14 protein-coding genes, 3 tRNA genes and 1 pseudogene are annotated in these 18,622 nt (G+C 41.6%); 11 read left to right on the top strand and 7 right to left on the bottom strand.

All coding sequences use genetic code 11. The features are described from left to right. Positions 1-35 precede the first annotated feature (35 nt). From cpdA to parC, 5 genes are all read left to right on the top strand, one after another. Positions 36-875: a 3',5'-cyclic-AMP phosphodiesterase gene (gene cpdA / locus EGC86_RS03070; RefSeq protein WP_011638768.1), complete on the top strand. Its 840-nt coding sequence runs from the start codon at positions 36-38 to the stop codon at positions 873-875. 64 nt (positions 876-939) lie between these two features. Next, positions 940-1,512 carry a YqiA/YcfP family alpha/beta fold hydrolase gene (locus tag EGC86_RS03065; RefSeq protein ID WP_011638767.1) on the top strand — a complete coding sequence of 191 codons (573 nt, stop codon included), beginning with the start codon at positions 940-942 and terminating at the stop codon, positions 1,510-1,512. A gap of 70 nt (positions 1,513-1,582) precedes the next feature. Beyond that, positions 1,583-3,469 (top strand): DNA topoisomerase IV subunit B, encoded by a 1,887-nt coding sequence (gene parE, locus EGC86_RS03060; RefSeq protein ID WP_059744637.1) that lies wholly within the window; start codon positions 1,583-1,585, stop codon positions 3,467-3,469. Positions 3,470-3,523: 54 nt separating this feature from the next. Beyond that, positions 3,524-4,678, top strand: a complete 1,155-nt coding sequence (locus EGC86_RS03055; RefSeq protein ID WP_374702267.1) for a PQQ-dependent sugar dehydrogenase — start codon at positions 3,524-3,526, stop codon at positions 4,676-4,678. Next, positions 4,671-6,974: a DNA topoisomerase IV subunit A gene (parC, locus tag EGC86_RS03050; protein WP_059744634.1), complete on the top strand. Its 2,304-nt coding sequence runs from the start codon at positions 4,671-4,673 to the stop codon at positions 6,972-6,974. Before EGC86_RS03055 ends, parC begins: the two co-directional genes overlap by 8 nt. A 93-nt stretch (positions 6,975-7,067) precedes the next feature. Here parC and EGC86_RS03045 read toward each other — a convergent pair whose 3' ends face one another. The 7 genes and pseudogenes from EGC86_RS03045 to rsgA form a co-directional block, all read right to left on the bottom strand. Continuing rightward, on the bottom strand, positions 7,068-7,259 hold the full coding sequence (locus EGC86_RS03045) for a bacterioferritin-associated ferredoxin (RefSeq protein ID WP_011638763.1): 192 nt from the start codon (positions 7,257-7,259) through the stop codon (positions 7,068-7,070). A 354-nt stretch (positions 7,260-7,613) separates the two neighbouring features. Then, entirely contained in the window at positions 7,614-8,567 is a 954-nt protein-coding gene (locus tag EGC86_RS03040; RefSeq protein WP_123776581.1) for a D-2-hydroxyacid dehydrogenase, read from the bottom strand. 33 nt (positions 8,568-8,600) lie between these two features. Beyond that, positions 8,601-9,335 carry a glycerophosphodiester phosphodiesterase gene (locus EGC86_RS03035; protein WP_102037216.1) on the bottom strand — a complete coding sequence of 245 codons (735 nt, stop codon included), beginning with the start codon at positions 9,333-9,335 and terminating at the stop codon, positions 8,601-8,603. Between the two features lie 24 nt (positions 9,336-9,359). Further along, on the bottom strand, positions 9,360-12,596 hold the full coding sequence (locus EGC86_RS03030; protein WP_123776580.1) for a mechanosensitive ion channel domain-containing protein: 3,237 nt from the start codon (positions 12,594-12,596) through the stop codon (positions 9,360-9,362). An 18-nt stretch (positions 12,597-12,614) separates the two neighbouring features. Next, positions 12,615-13,488, bottom strand: a pseudogene (locus tag EGC86_RS03025) (DMT family transporter). 5 nt (positions 13,489-13,493) lie between these two features. Beyond that, positions 13,494-14,360, bottom strand: a complete 867-nt coding sequence (gene asd / locus EGC86_RS03020; protein WP_123776579.1) for an archaetidylserine decarboxylase — start codon at positions 14,358-14,360, stop codon at positions 13,494-13,496. 55 nt (positions 14,361-14,415) lie between these two features. Then, positions 14,416-15,477: a small ribosomal subunit biogenesis GTPase RsgA gene (gene rsgA, locus EGC86_RS03015; RefSeq protein WP_059744624.1), complete on the bottom strand. Its 1,062-nt coding sequence runs from the start codon at positions 15,475-15,477 to the stop codon at positions 14,416-14,418. A 112-nt stretch (positions 15,478-15,589) separates the two neighbouring features. Between rsgA and orn the strand changes: the two genes are divergently transcribed. The 6 genes from orn to tsaE all read left to right on the top strand — a co-directional run bounded on the left by orn (position 15,590) and on the right by tsaE (position 18,618). Continuing rightward, positions 15,590-16,135 (top strand): oligoribonuclease, encoded by a 546-nt coding sequence (gene orn / locus EGC86_RS03010; protein WP_011638756.1) that lies wholly within the window; start codon positions 15,590-15,592, stop codon positions 16,133-16,135. Between the two features lie 197 nt (positions 16,136-16,332). Continuing rightward, positions 16,333-16,408: transfer RNA gene (locus EGC86_RS03005), tRNA-Gly, on the top strand. 93 nt (positions 16,409-16,501) lie between these two features. Beyond that, a tRNA-Gly gene (locus EGC86_RS03000) sits at positions 16,502-16,577 on the top strand. Positions 16,578-16,681: 104 nt separating this feature from the next. Further along, positions 16,682-16,757 (top strand) — tRNA-Gly (locus EGC86_RS02995). A 774-nt stretch (positions 16,758-17,531) separates the two neighbouring features. Next, the gene (locus EGC86_RS02990) at positions 17,532-17,987 is read left to right on the top strand and encodes a ferritin family protein (protein ID WP_123776578.1); all 456 of its coding nucleotides are present in this window, start codon (positions 17,532-17,534) and stop codon (positions 17,985-17,987) included. Positions 17,988-18,159: 172 nt separating this feature from the next. Continuing rightward, entirely contained in the window at positions 18,160-18,618 is a 459-nt protein-coding gene (tsaE, locus tag EGC86_RS02985; protein ID WP_102036635.1) for a tRNA (adenosine(37)-N6)-threonylcarbamoyltransferase complex ATPase subunit type 1 TsaE, read from the top strand. The last annotated feature ends 4 nt before the right edge of the window (positions 18,619-18,622 follow it).

Genomic DNA, 18,622 nt, shown 5'->3' with positions numbered 1-18,622 from the left:
CTTTTTTCTTCTTTTTACCATGTTAGGAATATTTTGTGCTTAAAGACGCAGTGCATTATTCTGTTGCTGAAAATGAGCCTGTGCGATTAGTACAAGTGACGGATCCGCATCTTTTTGCTGATCCCGAAGGTCAATTGCTTGGTGTTAATACGGCACAAAGTCTTCAAGCCGTATTGAATACGTTCATTGCAACTCAATATCCCGCCAATATTTTATTGGCAACGGGAGATATTAGCCAAGATTATTCACCTGAGTCTTATCAGCACTTTGTGCAGAAGATTGAGATGTTAGATCTGCCTTGTCATTATTTACCCGGAAACCACGATGACCCCCGCTTAATGAGCCTGCGTATGCAAGGTGAAAAAGTGTTTGGTCAACAACGGATAATTATTGGTAACTGGCTGATATTAATGCTCGACTCAACTGTTCGTGGTAAGCCCGGTGGCTATATGGGCGAGCAGCAGTTTGCCTTGATTGAAGCTGCAATTAAGGCGACACCAGATAAACATGTGTTATTAGTGATGCACCATAATCCTATTTTAATGCAGTGTGCTTGGTTAGATCAGCATTGCATGATGAATGGTGAAGACTTTTTGCAACGAACAAGTCGCTACCCGCAAGTGAAAGGCGTTCTTTGGGGGCATGTACACCAACAAGTAGATAATATTCATCGTGGACCGCATGGTCCTATTCCATTAATGGCGACACCCTCGACGTGTATTCAGTTTAAACCATTATCATCCTATTTTGCCTTAGATCATCGTCAACCGGGTTATCGTTTGCTGGAGTTGGCAGGCGATGGTAGCATTCGTACTAATGTGTATCGCGTGCCTGGAAATCGATTTGCACCAGATAATGAGGCCAGCGGATACTAGTTTAGCGCGTCATCTTATGTTACTAAGGGACGTTTAATGTTGATTAACCGTCTCGCGAGGGAATATGCTGCTTTATATACATGGTTTTAATAGTTCTCCTCAGTCGGATAAAGCCGTTCAAACCGCACATTATATTCAGCAACATTATCCACAAGTCGATTTTTACCAACCACAACTACCTTCATCACCTTCAGTAGCAATGGCTTTATTGTGCAACATCGCTGAGCAAGCGAAACAGCAAGGGCAGACATTGCGTTTTATTGGCTCGTCATTAGGTGGCTATTTTGCCAGTTATTTAACCGAAACGTATGGTGGTAGAGCAGTTTTGATTAATCCGGCGGTAAAACCGTTCGAATTATTTGAAGAGTTTATCGGGCCTCAATATAATCCCTATACCAACGAGCATTATCAAGTTCTACCGCAGCATCAAGATGATGTTGCGTTGTATAATACTCATGTGATCCGGCACCCGGATCGTTTCCTAGTGCTGTTGCAAACTGGTGACGAAGTGTTAGATTATCGACAAGCATTACATAAGTACCATAGCTGTGAATTACATTTAGAGCCTAATGGCGACCACAGTTTTGTCGGTTATGAACAACAATTAGACAAAATATGTAAATTTATTCAGTTGTAACCTTCTACCGTTACAAACAACGATCAATTTGAGCTAACTTTGGCTCTATTTAACTCCAAATGTGTGGATTATGAGCAACCAATATACTTCTGACGCTATTGAGGTCCTTAATGGACTTGACCCGGTAAAACGCCGTCCAGGTATGTATACCGACACCTCTAGACCTAATCACCTTGGGCAAGAAGTCATTGATAACAGTGTTGATGAAGCTCTGGCGGGACATGCGACTAAAATTGAAGTTGTACTCCATACCGATAACTCCCTTGAAGTGACCGATGATGGCCGTGGTATGCCGGTGGATATTCACGCTGAAGAAGGCATTCCTGGGGTTGAACTTATTCTGACTAAATTGCACGCTGGTGGTAAGTTTTCAAATAAAAACTACCAGTTCTCGGGCGGTTTACACGGGGTTGGTATTTCTGTTGTTAACGCCTTATCCACCCGAGTTGAAATCAGTGTCCGTCGTGATGCGCAAATATACGAAATGGCCTTTGAGAATGGTTTCAAGGTTGAAGAGTTGGTGGTAACCGGTACTTGTGGACGACGTAATACCGGTACTAGAGTGCATTTCTGGCCCGATGTAAGTTATTTTGATTCACCTAATTTCTCGGTCAGTAAGTTAATTTACATCTTGCGAGCTAAAGCGGTTTTGTGCCCTGGCTTACGGATTAAATTCACCAATAAACAAAATGGTGATGTGCATGAATGGTTTTATGAAAGTGGCTTAACCGATTATCTCAAAGAAGCGATAAAAGACTCGGTTTTATTGCCAGAAGAACCCTTTGTCGGCAGCTTTAAAGGCAAATTAGAAGCTGCTGAGTGGGCTATTACATGGTTGCCTGAAGGTGGCGAGAGTTTAAGTGAAAGCTATGTGAACTTAATTCCGACACCATTAGGTGGTACTCATGTGAATGGGTTTAGACAAGGTTTGCTTGAGTCTATGCGTGAGTTTTGTGAATTTCGTAATCTTGTTCCTCGGGGGATTAAATTATCGCCCGAAGATATTTGGGACCGTGCGGCGTTTATTTTATCGATAAAAATGCAAGACCCTCAATTTGCTGGGCAAACCAAAGAGAAATTATCGAGCCGTCAAAGCTCGGCATTTGTTTCTGGTATTGCTCGCGATGCCTTTTCGCTGTGGTTAAACTCCAATACTGAGCTAGCAGAGCAGTTAGCAGAACTGTGTATTGGTAATGCATTGCGCCGCTTAAAGGCCGCTAAAAAAGTCGCACGTAAAAAAGTCACCTCCGGACCGGCATTACCAGGCAAGCTAACCGATTGCAGCGGCCAAGACCCAATGCGAGGCGAGCTGTTTTTAGTAGAAGGTGATTCAGCTGGTGGTAGTGCCAAACAAGCACGAGACCGCGAGTTTCAAGCAATTATGCCGCTAAGAGGTAAGATTTTAAATACTTGGGAAGTCGATTCCGGACAAGTGTTAGCATCGCAAGAGGTACATAATATTTCGATTGCGATTGGTTGCGATCCTGACAGTGATGATATTTCAGAATTACGTTATGGTAAAATTTGTATCTTAGCCGATGCGGATTCTGATGGATTGCATATTGCCACACTATTATGTGCGTTGTTTTTAAAGCATTATCGTGTATTAGTTAACAATGGTCATGTGTATATTGCTATGCCACCGTTATTTCGTATTGATATTGGTAAAGAGGTTTTTTACGCCCTGGATGAGGCTGAAAAAGTCGGCATTTTAGATCGTATTACGGCAGAAAATAAAAAAGGTAAAGTGCAAGTGACTCGCTTTAAAGGTCTGGGTGAAATGAACCCGTTGCAACTACGTGAAACCACTATGGATCCCAATACTAGACGCTTAGTGCAATTAACTATTGATGATGCCGATGAGACAGTGGCATTAATGGATATGTTACTTGCCAAAAAGCGTGCTCCTGATCGTAAAAGTTGGTTAGAAACCAAAGGTGACCTAGCGTTGCTTTAGTCGTGTTTCTTAGTGCCAATAATAATGTATAACATAAGGCAAAAGATAATTAGCATGCAATATATTAGATTACGATCTTACGTAAATTTGGGCGGTAAATTAGCCTTCATGGGGGTTATGTTTTTAACCCTGACACCAGCTTTAGCCTTTGCCGCGCAATCGGTGATGATCACCGTTACAAAAGGTTTTGGATTAAGTTTATATGCTTCCGATTTAGGCGATATTAAGCAATTAACCGTTGGCGATGAGGGCACTCTTTTTGTGGGTTCTCAAAAAAGCGGCACTGTTTATGCGCTAGTTGATAGTGATCAAAACGGCCAAGTTGATAAACGTTATCTTATTGCCAGAGGCCTTGATTATCCTGAAGCACTAGCCTTTCATAATGGTTCACTATACGTCACCGAAGAAGATCGCATTATCCGTTTTGAAGAGATCGAGTCTCGCTTGCGTCGTCCTAGTCGAGCGCGTGAAGTGTATTCAAATTTACCAAGCTTAGATAAAAAGTATTCTCGTTCAATGCATTTTGGACCGGATGGGCGTTTATACATTGCCATCGGTTCACCTTGTAATGTGTGCGAGGCAGCTTCGCCATTTGGCAGTATATTAGCGATTAATGTTGATACCGGTGCCAGTGAGCAAGTTGCTTCTGGCCTTCGAAGTGTTATCGGCTTTGATTGGTCACCTGATACCAATAAGTTGTGGTTTGCCGATTTAGGCCGAGATTGGATGGGGGATAATATTCCCGCTGATGAGATAAACCGTTTAGACGTTAAAGGCAGCCATTTTGGTTTTCCTTATTTGCACGGTAAAGATGTTATTGAACCCGCCTATGATAAACCGGAAAATTTAAACATCACCTTGCCCGAATTTGAATTGCCAGCACATGTTGCAGCTACGGGTTTAAGCTTTTACCGAGGTGAGCAATTTCCTGAGCGTTATCGCAAAAATATTTTTGTGGCTGAAAACGGTTCGTGGAACCGTTCAAGTAAAGTCGGCTATCAAATTGTGATGCTTGAAATGGAAGATAACAAAATTATTAATCGTGAAACCGTGGTGAGTTTTCTGGATGGAGAATTTCCGGTTGCACGTCCATTTGATGTGATTAATGCGCCTGATGGTGCAATGTACATTTCAGATGATCTAAAAGGTAATATTTACCGCTTGTTTTATAATGCACCCGAACAATCACAGGAAACGAATAATGAGTGATGCGATTGAATTAAGCCTTGATGGTGTAGAGCAAATGCCGCTGAGGCGCTTTACCGAAGGGGCTTATTTAAATTATTCCATGTACGTGATTATGGATCGCGCCCTACCGCACATTGGTGATGGTCTAAAACCCGTCCAACGACGCATTATCTATGCAATGAGCGAGTTAGGTTTATCTGCGCAATCTAAGCACAAAAAATCAGCCCGTACTGTCGGTGACGTGTTAGGTAAATATCACCCGCATGGTGATAGTGCGTGTTACGAAGCGATGGTGTTAATGGCGCAGCCATTTTCCTATCGATATCCGCTGGTTGACGGCCAAGGTAACTGGGGCGCGCCAGATGATCCTAAGTCATTTGCTGCAATGCGTTATACCGAAGCTAGATTATCAAAGTTTTCTGAAGTGTTACTGTCGGAATTAGGACAGGGTACCGTAGATTGGAGCCCTAACTTTGATGGCACCATGAAAGAGCCTGTAACCTTACCAGCACGATTACCGCATATATTATTGAATGGTATTACCGGTATCGCAGTTGGCATGGCAACGGATATTCCGCCGCATAATGTGCGTGAATTAGTGGGCGCCTGTATAGAGCTAATCGATAATCCTAAAGCGGATTTAGCACGCTTAATGGAGTTTGTTCCAGGCCCTGATTACCCAACAGAAGCCGAAATAATTACCCCTAGAGCTGATATTGAGCGAATTTATGATACTGGTAAAGGCTCAATCAGGGCGCGTGCAGTTTATAGTGAAGAGCAGGGCGAGATTGTTATTACTTCATTACCGCATCAAGCCAGTAGCGGTAAGATTTTAGAACAAATTGCCAATCAAATGCAGGCCAAAAAACTGCCGATGGTGTCTGATTTACGTGATGAATCTGATCATGAAAACCCAGTTCGATTAGTGATTGTGCCTCGTTCAAATCGCATTGATTGTGATCAGCTAATGACCCATTTATTTGCGACGACAGATCTTGAAAAAAGCTTCCGAGTTAACCTCAATGTGTTGGGGCTCGACGGCCGTCCGAAAGTAAAAGGGCTAAAACAACTGTTAACTGAGTGGTTAGAATTTCGCCTTACAACAGTCACTCGCCGCTTGCAATATCGACTTGATAAAGTATTAGCACGGTTACATATTTTAGAAGCATTAATGGTTGCGTTTTTAAACATTGATGAAGTGATCGAAATTATTCGTTATAACGACGAACCTAAAGCTGAGTTGATGGCTCGCTTTAACTTGTCGGATAAACAAGCTGAATCAATTTTAGAGTTAAAATTACGTCATTTAGCCAAGCTTGAAGAATTTAAAATTAAAGGTGAGCAAGATGAGCTTGCGGCAGAACGTGACAAATTAGAGTTATTGTTAAGCTCTGAACGTCGCTTGAAAACCTTAGTGAAAAAAGAATTGATCCAAGATGGTGAGACTTATGGTGATAATCGTCGTTCACCTATTATTGAACGTGTAGATGCCAAAGCGCTGACTGAGCAAGAGTTAACGCCAACAGAGTCTGTCACTGTTGTATTGTCTGATAAAGGCTGGGTACGTTGTGCTAAAGGCCATGATGTCGATGTAGAAGGCTTATCGTATAAGTCTGGTGACAGTTATCTTTGTAGCGTGATGGGCAAGAGTAACCAAGCCGCGGTGTTTATTGATTCGACTGGACGTGCATTTGCCACCGACAGCCATACGTTGCCTTCAGCGCGAAGCCAAGGTGAGCCTATCACCACACGCTTTAATATGGCACCTGGCGCGACGATGCAACATGTGCTCATGGGCGAAGATGAACAGTTCTTCTTGTTGGCTACCGATGCTGGTTATGGCTTTATTTGTGCTTATCCAGATTTGGTTAGCCGTAATAAAGCCGGTAAGGCACTACTCAGTCTGCCAACCAATGCGCTTGCTATGCAGCCAAAGTTAATCAATAAAACGGCAGATCAGTCGTTGTTAGCGATTACCTCTGAAGGCCGAATGTTGATGTTTAGTTTAGATGCCTTGCCACAGTTATCAAAAGGTAAAGGCAACAAGATTATCGGTATTCCAACCGATCGCGCTAAGAATCGTGAAGAGTTACTTTTGCACTTAAATGTTGTGCCGCATAATACCGCAGTAACTTTGTGGGCTGGTAAGCGCAAGCTAACCTTGAAACCAAGCGATTTAGAGCACTATCGTGGTGAGCGTGGTCGTCGTGGTGCTAAGTTACCAAGAGGATTACAACGCGTAGACAGTGTTGATGTCGAAATGGGACCATTGGCAGAAGACGGCTTGCAAGACGATAATCTGGATATACACGAGTAAGATTGTTGGATTGTAGAATAAAAAAATGCTGCTCATATGTCATATGAGCAGCATTTTTTTATGGAAGCAGAGTCGACTTATATATTAATGCGACTAGGCAACTTCATAGAAATTAGGTTCGTACTCAAGCTGTGTTTGAATGATTTGACTAGCCATGCGGGCACATTTGCCGCATTGGTCTGCAACGCCAAGACGTTTTTTTACATCAGCCAACGAACTGTCACCTAAGCTAACAGCTGCTTTGATTTGAGTGTCGGTAATAGCATGACAAAGACAAACGAACATAGGGAAAGCCTCTTCATTCAAAAAAATGGTCTGAGCTAGAAAGTAATCTAATTCTAAATGAAAACAGTTATCATTGGCAATAACTATTTTGCTTATGTAGCGATCATTTTTAATACAGTTTGATCTAGCTCATCTTTTTCCGATAAATCAAGTCCGCGATATTGGTGCAGGCATAAACACATTTATAGTTAACTTATTGATACTGCTAAATTTAGATTGGTGAGTACAACAATTTGTGAAAGCGGTTAATATTAGGTGTTAGCCGGATCAGATTAAGTGCATTTTTGATGCTGTAAACCAAAGTGATCAAAACCCTCTTGAATTATATCTGTGAATATTAAGTTGATTGCAGCTTTAGTAACCTTGGTTAACGTCGACCACATACTGTAATGGTTTGGATTGTTGCCATAGCTGATAGTTGTGGCTGAATACCTGTATTACTTGCTCAGGGAAGCTTGGTGCAGCGATATGCGGTGTAATAGTGACGTTATCATAATGCCATAGTGGATGATCAGCAGGAAAGGGCTCTTGTTCAAATACATCTAATATGGCTTGGCGTTGTGGCTGTAAGGTTAATTCAGCTTGCAGAGCTTCTAATTCAATAGTGCTACCTCGGCCAATATTAAATAACATGGCATCTGCTTTTAATAACGTAAGATTAGCCACATTTAAAATGTGTTTGGTTTGAGGTGTACTGGGTAATACGCTAACTATCACATCTGCTAGCGGTAAATAGTCGGCTAATTTATCCATCGTGTCGATGCTATCAAATTCACTAACATGACCACCTTTTCGATTAAGCCCGCTGACGGTCATACCAAAATGATGAGCTGTTTTTGCAAGGTGCTGGGCGATAGATCCGGTGCCTAATATTAATAGTTGTGCTCCTTGCAAAGTACCATAACTACCCGCTAACCAACGCTGCTGTTGTTGCTGTTGAGTGTAAACATTATGATGGCGATAATGGCTTAGCAGGTAACCAAAAACATATTCACTCATAAGGGGACCAAACACACCGCGAATATTAGTCAGTAAATAATCATGTGGTAACGACAGATGCATTAATGCATCGACACCGGCAAAGGTAGATTGTAACCATTTGGGCGACGGTACATGCGGCAATAATGAAGCGGCTAGATGAGGTTCTGCTAACCAAATATCGGCATCGCTAATATTGCCGCCAGTATAATGGCCTGAACCATCAACCATCAGATCGTCAACAATTTCGAGGTTCGGCAGGCAAAGCGTTGTTAATAGTTGCCTATATCGGTCATTTTCTCTGGTCAGTAATAACAGTTTATGTGCCACATTAACCTCATTGTCGAACGTTGGATAACTAGATTATTCAAACCAACCACTATAATCGGTTGTTATCGGCATCATTGCTGCTGCGATGGCTTTGTCTGGGTAATTACTGAATATACCGTCCACGCCCATCGCTTTTAACGCTTGAATATCTTGTGGATTATCAACCGTATAAACAAACACTTTGCCACCTCGTTGGTGAGCATCATCAACAATGGCTTGATTAATAAAACCAACATCAAGATTGATTGAATAGGCATTAAGTGTGGTCATTATTGTAGCTAAATCGAGCGGGATTCCAGCTAGTAATGGTGCGATGACCGCGTGCGGAAAAGACTGTTTTATCTGCGCCAAATAAGGATGGTTAAAGGATGATATTAACAGTTGTTCTGGGGTGAAATTAAGTTGCTCTAAGGCTTGAGGATATAACGCAATCAAGGGTTGTACACAGCCAATGCCTTTTAATTCGATGTTGATAGTACATGAGCCTTTGCTGCTAATACTGACTCGTTCGAGTACTTGCCACAATGTGGGGATTGCTTGTCCGCCAACCGTAAATTGAGCCAATGCAGCCTTGGTGGCTAAATGAATTAGCCCTGTTCCTGTTGATTTACCTTCTAAGCGGCGATCATGAAACACCACTAATTCACCTTCAACGCAATGCACATCCAGTTCAATGGCATTAACGCCTAAGTCGAGCGCTTTGTCCATTGCGGCTAAGGTGTTTTCGGGAGCATAACCGCTGGCGCCGCGGTGAGCAAAAACGAGCATAGGTGTCCTTAATCAATACTTAGCTTAGCCCTTGTATAATCCGGTGGATTCTTTAGGCGCATGATTTATATGAACTTCCATCTGAGGGTAGGCAAGTTCAACATTGTTGTCTTTTAATTTTTTACTAATACGCTTATGTAAATTATGGCGTAGCGGCCAACGATCAGACATGTCTTTTGCATACGAGCGCACTTCATAATCTTGTGTGTGTTGACCAAAACCCGCAAACCATACTTCGGGTTCTGGGCTGGTTAATGATAAGTCACATTCACGTACTGCTTGATGCAATAACATTTCGACTTTAGCTGGATCAGAATCACGAGACACCGATACCGTAACAATAACGCGGGTAATTGGATCTGATAAAGACCAGTTAACCAATTGTTCGGTGATAAAGGCTTTGTTAGGCACGATAATTTCTTTACGATCCCAATCGACAATCGTGGTTGCTCTAATCTGAATTTTACTGACGGTACCGGTGAGATCGCGGATCGTCACCGTGTCACCAATACGGATCGGTTTTTCAAATAGAATGATAATACCGGAAATAAAGTTGGCAAAAATCTCCTGGAGACCAAAACCTAAGCCCACTGATAATGCGGCAACTAACCACTGTAATTTTGACCATTCCATGCCCAAAGTTGAAAACCCGAACAGCATGCCAAAAAATACCACAAGGTAGCTACTCACAGTGGTAATAGCAAAACCTGTGCCTGGCGATAAATCGAGCCTTTGTAGAAGCATTAATTCAAGTAAACCAGGTAGATTCTTCGCAATAACGACCGAGAACCCGACCAACATGATGCCAAATAAAATCGATTTTAATGTAATGGGCACTTGCTGCTCAATACCATTTACATTGCTATTGGTGGTCCATAAGGTAATGCCATCTAAAAATGAGAATACCGCAGTATGCGTTTGCGCCAAAATGCCTAATAAGCTGGCAAAAAAAGCTAAAATTAAGATCGACCTGACTAAACCTAACGATTGGCTAGAGATGGTTTCTAAATCAACGACGGGTTCTTCGTAGGTTTCTATCGGCTCATTATTCATTTCGCCTCTTTCACGCTGTGCAAGTCGCTCTGCACGTTTTGCTTTGGCTCGGTCAAAAGCAATTAGGCGACGCTCGATTAACATCCAACGCTTAATGAGCTGATAGGTTAGTAAGAAACCTAAGCCTAACAGTACCGATATTTGTAGCTGTAATAGCAGCTGGAAAGCCGTGAAGTAGTAACCTATTCCCGCCAAGATAGCGCTAAAAATTGGCGTGACAACTAGAAGTGCCCATACCGCTTTTTGAATCAACTCCATGTTAGTGGCGTTAGGCTTATTTTTACGATATTGACCAATAAGTAACATGATATCTTTATACAGCAGGCATAATACAATACAGAAAACGATAAATGCACCGCGGCCAAGACTGTTGCGTACTAACGAAGTATCTAATGCTTCGGTAAAGCCCATTAAACCGATTAATGGTGCAGATACCATGACAAATGAAGCCATGGTTTGTTGTGCTTGTTTTACAATTTTCTTGGGCCGTCTGAAATGGCTGATCAAAATGCCTTTATCAACGGTTAATAAGTAAAAGAATTGGTAAATGAGATAACAGACACCAATGGCTAAGATGCCCACTCCAACGGCATACACCATATTTTGCTCTGATCGCGAGAATATAAACCCAGCCATGATCACTGGTAAGGGTTTTATTAGGGCATACACTAAGCTGATGATTAGGGTTTTTATGGTGTATTTGAATTTATCTTGAGTCACATTACCGACAAAAATTGCATAGCGTCCAATCGCTTTATTGAACTTAGGTGTCAGCATGTCTTGTGCCATTAAACAGCACAATAATAAAATACCCCACCAAGCCCAATAATTACTCTGTTCGGACCACGCTTGCTGTAATGACTGCCACTGACTTGGCTGCAGCAACCAAACGCTACTGTGACTTAAATCAATTAGCCATAATGCGCCAATGCTAGGGGCGTTAGGTACCCAAAACAAATGCTCATTAAGAGTATTTTTTAATGTGTTGTGCAGTTGATTTAACTGTTCATAACCAATACGCAATTTTGCAAATTCAGCCAGGTATCGATCGTAGCTTTGCAGTAGCTGCTCTATCAATACTTGCTGTGATTGCAATAATTTGACTTGGGTTTCATTAAACATTTCGCTGTCATCGAGTTGCTGACTATTTAGCGCTTGTTGTTGTTCTAATTGGTAGCGCTCTAGCCGTGTGTCAGCTAACTCTGTTTGCAATTTGTCGAGATTGGGCGGTTTAGGCAATGATTGCAGCATTTGTAAGAAACGATCGCCGAATGCAGAATTAGTTTTAACCCAGGTAATTTGCTCAAGCACGTTTGATAGCTGTGCATTTTGAGATTGATAGCGTTTTTCAATGCGTTGTTGTTTCTCTATCGCAGATTTTATATTGCTAGTAAGTTTTTGTAATTGCTCTGCATAGTGCTGATTTAACTTACTTAAATCTTGAGATAATGGATCGGCCAGTTCTTGAGCATCAATTAAGTTGTTGGCTATGGTGTCTGCGGTTTGCTGCTGACGATACTCGATATTATGTTTGTTGATAAGCTCGATAAAGGTTTCTTGTTGGCTTAACGATAAGCGATTGAGCTGTTGTTGTAATTGGGTAATCTCTAATTGCTTAGGGTTAGCTAAACGTTCCGACTGCAAGGTCGCAATATGCTGCGCCAGCAGTTCAGCTTGAAGTTTGTTACGTTGGCCTAACGGAGTCTCAATTGGGACTTGGAGGGTTTTATTATGCTGAGTTAAGGCATTTTGTGCCTGAACTATTAAGTCTGGTAATAGTGTCTGACGTTGTGAAATTAGGCGCAACTTATCATTAAGGCTGGACTCAGTCTCTTTTAATTCCGATAAGTGAAAGTAGGCCATTGAGGCTTGCTGATCAAGATCGATATCCGCATCTAGAGTCAATGCTATTTGCGCTTCGCGTAATTGCCCTGCTAGTGATAGTTTGGTTTCGTTGTTAGATTGTTCAATATTGGTATAGGTTTGCTGTTCTATTTGCAGCTTTTCAATGCTGCTTTGCAGTTCTGCAATTTGAGATGTGATATCAAGCGGCTGATTTTCGGCTTGGCTATTGAGCCCCAAGCGCTTATCTAGGGTTAGGGGAGTATTGGCAAATACAGAAACCGACAGTGTATTAACTATAAGGAAACACAAGAATAAACACGCTAAACGTAACATAATACTTTGCTCAGGTTGGAGTATGGCCATGGTAGCAAATTTGCGTGATTATGCTCTACTTTTTTGATGACTTTGTTGGGTTTCAAATAAAGCCGTTGCCACAATAATGGTTCCGCCGATAAGGGTTCTTGTTGTGAGTTGCTCGTCTAAAATCAACAATGCGAGCACTGCACCATAAAACGGCTGTAAACACGACACTAACCCCACCGTTTTCGCGCTTAAAAAACGCAGTGCTGTAGTAAATAACGCATGAGGTAAGGCGGTGAAAACGATGCCAAGTAACAGAATCAATCCCCAAGTGGTTTGACTAAATGTGCTGGTCCGCGACATCTTGCCAAGGACTCAATAGAATTAACGTTATCAGTGTTTGGTAAAACATAGCATGCGGACCGCTATATTGCGAAAATACACGTTTATGAAGCAAATTTCTGCTGGTAAATAAAGCTGCTGAAATAATGCCAACGATAATGCCTAAGGTGGTGTCATTATTCAGATTAGCCTCAGGTATCAGCATTATTACTCCTGCTAATACCGCGATAGCGGATATCACATCGACAAGTTTGAGCTGAGTTTTATTGATTAATGGTTCGATTAATACCGTCATGACCGGATAAGTAAAAAATGCAATCATACCAATGGCGACAGATGACAACTGCATAGCCGCAAAATACGTTACCCAATGCAAGCACACTAAAGTGCCTAGCGCTAAGGCCGCCCAATAATCTTGTTGGCGTTGTAACCTAAGTGGGCGTTTGGTCGCTTTGATAATTGCTGCGAGTACCATTGCGGCGATGATACAGCGCAAAAAGGTAATGTTAAGTGCGCTAAGGGAAATGAGTTTAGAAAATAAAGCCGTACCACCAAAGAGCAGTACGGCTAAATGTAACTCAACTAAGCCAGTGTGTGGTTTAGTTGGTGTCATGTTGATTATTGCTGTTTGAGTTTCGCGAACGGCTGACCCATGCGAGTTGTTTCACCTGGTTCTACACCATCTGCAAATGTTTCAATAGCATCTTGGGCAAATAACATCACCACAGTACTGCCTAATTTAAAGCGACCCATTTCAGCGCCTTTTTCTAAGGTGACAGCTTCTGGACCCGTGGTTGGATAGTCCCAGCTAAATACTTGTTTACCACCTGGCGGTGTTACCGTGCCGGACCATATGGTTTCAATACTGGCAACTATGGTTGCACCAACCAGTACCATTGCAAGTGGACCTACTTCGGTTTCAAATATAGCCACAACACGTTCATTACGGGCAAACAGTCCTGGCACGTTTTGAGCGGTAAGTGGATTAACCGAGAATAAATCACCTGGCACGTAAGTCATTTTTGATAATGTACCTGTAATAGGCATATGCAGGCGATGGTAATCTTTTGGGGCCAAATAAATGGTGGCAAAATCACCACCATCAAAACGGGCAGCATCGGTCTTATTACCACCTAACAATGCTTCAGAGGTGTAACTGTGGCCTTTAGCCTGGAAAATATTGCCCGCTTCAATTGGGCCACATTGGCTTATCGCACCGTCAACAGGGTGCGCCATCATATTACTTTCTTGGCAGATAGGTCTTAGTTCAGGCTTTAATGCGCGGGTAAAAAATGCATTAAAAGTCTTATAGGCTTCGGGCTCAGGTTGCTGTGCTTCAGACATATCAATTTTGTACTGTTTGATAAACCATTTAATGCCTGCCGTGGTGATAGCACCTGCTTCAGCTGCAGCAAACTTGCCCACTAAACGTGACAGAAAATGTTTTGGTAGCATGTATTGCAAAGCAATTTTAATTGAGTCCAATGTGTTTCCCTTTTCTCTAATCTGGTTGAACCATAAAATATTATTCTATTGAGTATTATTCATCAATAGCACGGAAATGTCGTGCATGACGTTGCTCGTCTAAACTGGCAATAATACGTTGGTAATTACTAAAGCGGTCTTGGGTTATCTTTCCATCAGCTAAAGCCTGCTGTAAAGCACAACCTGGGTCGTCGCCATGTTTACAATCACGGAACTTACACGATCCTAAAAAGTCTCTAAACTCAACAAAACACCAGCCCACTCTTATGGCATCTAAATGCCATAAGGCAAATTCGCGAACACCGGGGGAATCGATTAAATCACCGCCGCTGACAAAGTGCAGTAATTTGGCCGTGGTCGTAGTGTGCTGTCCTAAACCTGAGTTGCCAGACACATCTCCGATCAACAGTTCAGCATCAGGCATTAATGCATTGATTAATGACGACTTGCCAACACCAGACTGACCAGCAAAAACACTGACGCTGTTATTGAGTAATTCTTTAAGGTCTTCAACGCCTTCACCTGTGTGACTACTGACGCGGAATACTTGATAACCAATATTTTGGTAACGCGTTAAGGCTGTTTCAATTTCATCACGATTAGTCTCATCCAATAAATCAATTTTATTCAAAATGATGATTGGTGTGATATCAGTATCTTCTGAAGCCACTAAGTATCGGTCAATAATTTGAGTGGTAAAGCTGGGCAATACCGATGACACAATTAAGATTTGATCGATGTTGGCGGCAATAATTTTTACGCCGTCGTATAAATCTGGTCGAGTTAAAGAAGATTTTCGAGGGTGAACTGCGATGACAATGCCACCGATACTGGAGCCTGATTGGACTTCTGTCGCTAATCTGACCACCACTTTATCACCAGTAACTAAACTGGTTACTGCCCGGCGAATATTACACCGCGATACAGTACCGTCAGCCGTTTCGATGTCGGCATGCTGACCAAAGCGCGAAATAACCACTCCAGCTTGCTCAGGGCCTAAGAGGTTATCCTGTAACTCAGCTTGTTGAGTGTCATCGTCACCGCGCTTTAATCGCTTGGTTTGATTCGCTCGCATTCGGCGTAATTGGCCTTGGCTTAGGGGTTTCTTTTTACTCACTGGCTTATCTTCATTAAATAGGTGTTTTTTTGTGTGTCAAAAAAACAGTATGATACACACTCTTTTATAAAAATGCCTGAATTTAGGCGACAGATAACATAAGGCGGCATAAATGGCTGTTGATGCGAATAATCTAATTTGGGTTGATTTGGAAATGACAGGCTTAGAACCAGATGTCGATCGAGTCATTGAAATTGCAACCTTAGTGACCGATCAAGAACTCAATATCATTGCTCAAGGCCCTGTTCTAGCCATTTATCAGACCGATGAAGTACTAGCAGGCATGGATGATTGGAACCAAAAACATCACGGAGAGTCTGGATTAGTTGACCGTGTGCGTGCCAGTAAATGTTCTGAACAAGATGCGATAGCACAAACGATTGATTTTTTAGCTCAGTACGTGCCTAAAGGCGCATCGCCAATGTGCGGTAATAGTATTGGTCAAGATCGTCGCTTTTTGAATAAGTACATGTTGGAACTTGAAGAGTTCTTTCATTATCGCAATATTGATGTCAGCACAGTTAAAGAATTGGTTCGTCGTTGGAGTCCTGAAACAATGAATGGCTTCAGCAAGAAAAATACTCACCAAGCATTAGAAGATATTAAGGAATCTATTGCTGAAATGCAGTTTTATCGCAAAGAAGTATTTAAAATTTAACCAATCGAACAATTTTTTTTAAAAAGGGGGTTGCAGCATAGTAAAATTTACCTATAATGCGGCCTCAACTTTCTACAGAGCGCCAAACTCTGAGTCATAGAAAGTTGTAATGAAATTTGAAAGTATGCGACATTAGCTCAGTTGACGTAGGTCGAAAGACGATACCTTGTTGACTGTTACAATGAAGCAAATAGTACGCGACATTAGCTCAGTTGGTAGAGCGATACCTTGCCAAGGTATAGGTCATCAGTTCGAACCTGATATGTCGCTCCAAATTTCAGCATGATTTTGTAATGCGACATTAGCTCAGTTGGCATAGGTTGAAAGACGATACCTTGTTGATTGTTACAATGAAGCAACTAGTACGCGACATTAGCTCAGTTGGTAGAGCGATACCTTGCCAAGGTATAGGTCATCAGTTCGAACCTGATATGTCGCTCCAAATTGTTGCACGTTTCTTATATGATTTTGATATGCGACATTAGCTCAGTTGGCATAGGTCGAAAGACGATACCTTGTTGATTGTTACAATGCAGCAACCAGTACGCGACATTAGCTCAGTTGGTAGAGCGATACCTTGCCAAGGTATAGGTCATCAGTTCGAACCTGATATGTCGCTCCAAATCACTTCCCTAGTTTGAACTCCCTAGTTTGAACTGCAACGTTAGCTCAGTTGCGCCCTTAGAAAATACGATACCTTTTTGTTTGCCAAACTAGAAGTGATAACTGCGTCATCAGTTCGAACCTCTCTTTGTGAAAATAAAGGTCGCTCCAAATCAATCTTCTCGTTTCAAACTCTTCCTGCTAAAAATTCCTAGCCAAAAATCTAAGCGTTAAACCTGAATTGATTTTTGATTTGCGACATTAGCTCAGTTGCGCTTTTAGAGAATGCGATACCTTTTTTGTTCGCCAAGCTAGACGTCATAAAGCGGTCATCAGTTCGAACCACTCTTTATTTATAAAGCAACGTCGCTCCAAATCATCTCCTCTTGTTAAATCCTCCATTAATTACCCTTGTGTCACTAGGCTCAGCTACGTTTTTAGAAAATGCGATACCTTTTTTGTTTGCCAAGCTAGACGTCATAAAGTGGTCATCCGTTCGAACCATTACTGAGAAACGTATAGCTCGATCTCCATTTTTAATGGCCATCAATCCGAATCTAATTCAGCCTGAACCTTATTATTGTAATAAATTTGCACCATTTGTGTTTGAGCAAATCGTTTTGCAATCAACAAATAAGTGATCTAGTACTCACTTCTTCATGGATCTCTAAAGTAAGCGCATATTGGTGAAGTAAAACATGATCTGGTTCAAATCATTTACTGCTGTAATCTTTGATAATCAGCTTAAGATAGATTTTCCTAAGAAGTTAGGGCTTTAAACGAGGTGAGTTTTATGCGGATCCAACAACTAAGTGAGCTACTTGATTACGTTGCTAATTGCCATCTCGATATGGAGAAATTATATAAGCGCTTAGATCGTAATGCGGATTCTTCTAGAGTAAAAATGATGTTGACCTATTTTCAACAACATCAAAGACATATTTACGAAACGTTAGAAAGCTATCTTGAAGATGCACCGTCAAGAATATTAAATACTTGGTACAAAGATATTACGTTTGAAGATTTTAGTAAGCGTTGCAATGAAACTTCACTCGCTGCCAATATGAAAGAAGACGAAGTGCTTGAGTTGCATTTAGACCTAGAAAACCGCTTAATCGCTTTACTTGAAAAAACAGCTAATAGTAGTCCAACTGATGAAATTAAAAGTGCATTAATGGACTTAGTCCGTGTTGCACAAACTCAACAAAAACGTTTAGTTCATAGCACAATCCGTATGGACGACATTTAAACGAGGCGTTGAAATTTTAATATAACTTCCTGAAGTGTGATTTTGCCAGCTATTCCCAGTAGCTGGTTTTTTTATTAACAAAAAATAACCACTATAACAGTGGGAGTTCCCCGGTAACTTCTGGTATATTTAGCATTCTTGTATCTCTTTTTTATGGAAGCTGACTTTACACATGACATCGCTGTTTAAAACCCTTGAAAATGAACAAGCTACTGTTGCCCTTGGACAACAAATTGCGCAGTGGATAAAGCCGCCACTCACTATTTATCTTACGGGGGATTTAGGGGCAGGTAAAACAACGTTTAGTCGAGGCATTATTCAAAGTTTAGGTCATCAAGGCGCGGTGAAAAGTCCGACATACACCTTGGTCGAACCCTATGAATTTAATGATATGGATGTATTTCATTTTGACCTATATCGATTAGCCGACCCAGAAGAGCTCGAGTATATGGGTATCCGTGATTATTTTACTGACAGAAGTGTGTGTCTAGTTGAATGGCCTGATAATGGTCATGGATTACTCCCTGAGGCTGACATCCATTTGCATTTGCGTTATAAAGAATCTCAAAGACAAATTGAATTACAAGCTTTATCCCCTGCAGGGCAGGCCATTTTGAATAATATAAAATAAAATA

Source organism: Shewanella frigidimarina, from assembly GCF_003797125.1.
In the GTDB taxonomy this organism is placed as follows: Bacteria; Pseudomonadota; Gammaproteobacteria; order Enterobacterales; family Shewanellaceae; genus Shewanella; species Shewanella frigidimarina.
Note: the sequence above shows the minus strand (reverse complement) of the source record. Positions and strands in the feature narration are given on the sequence as shown.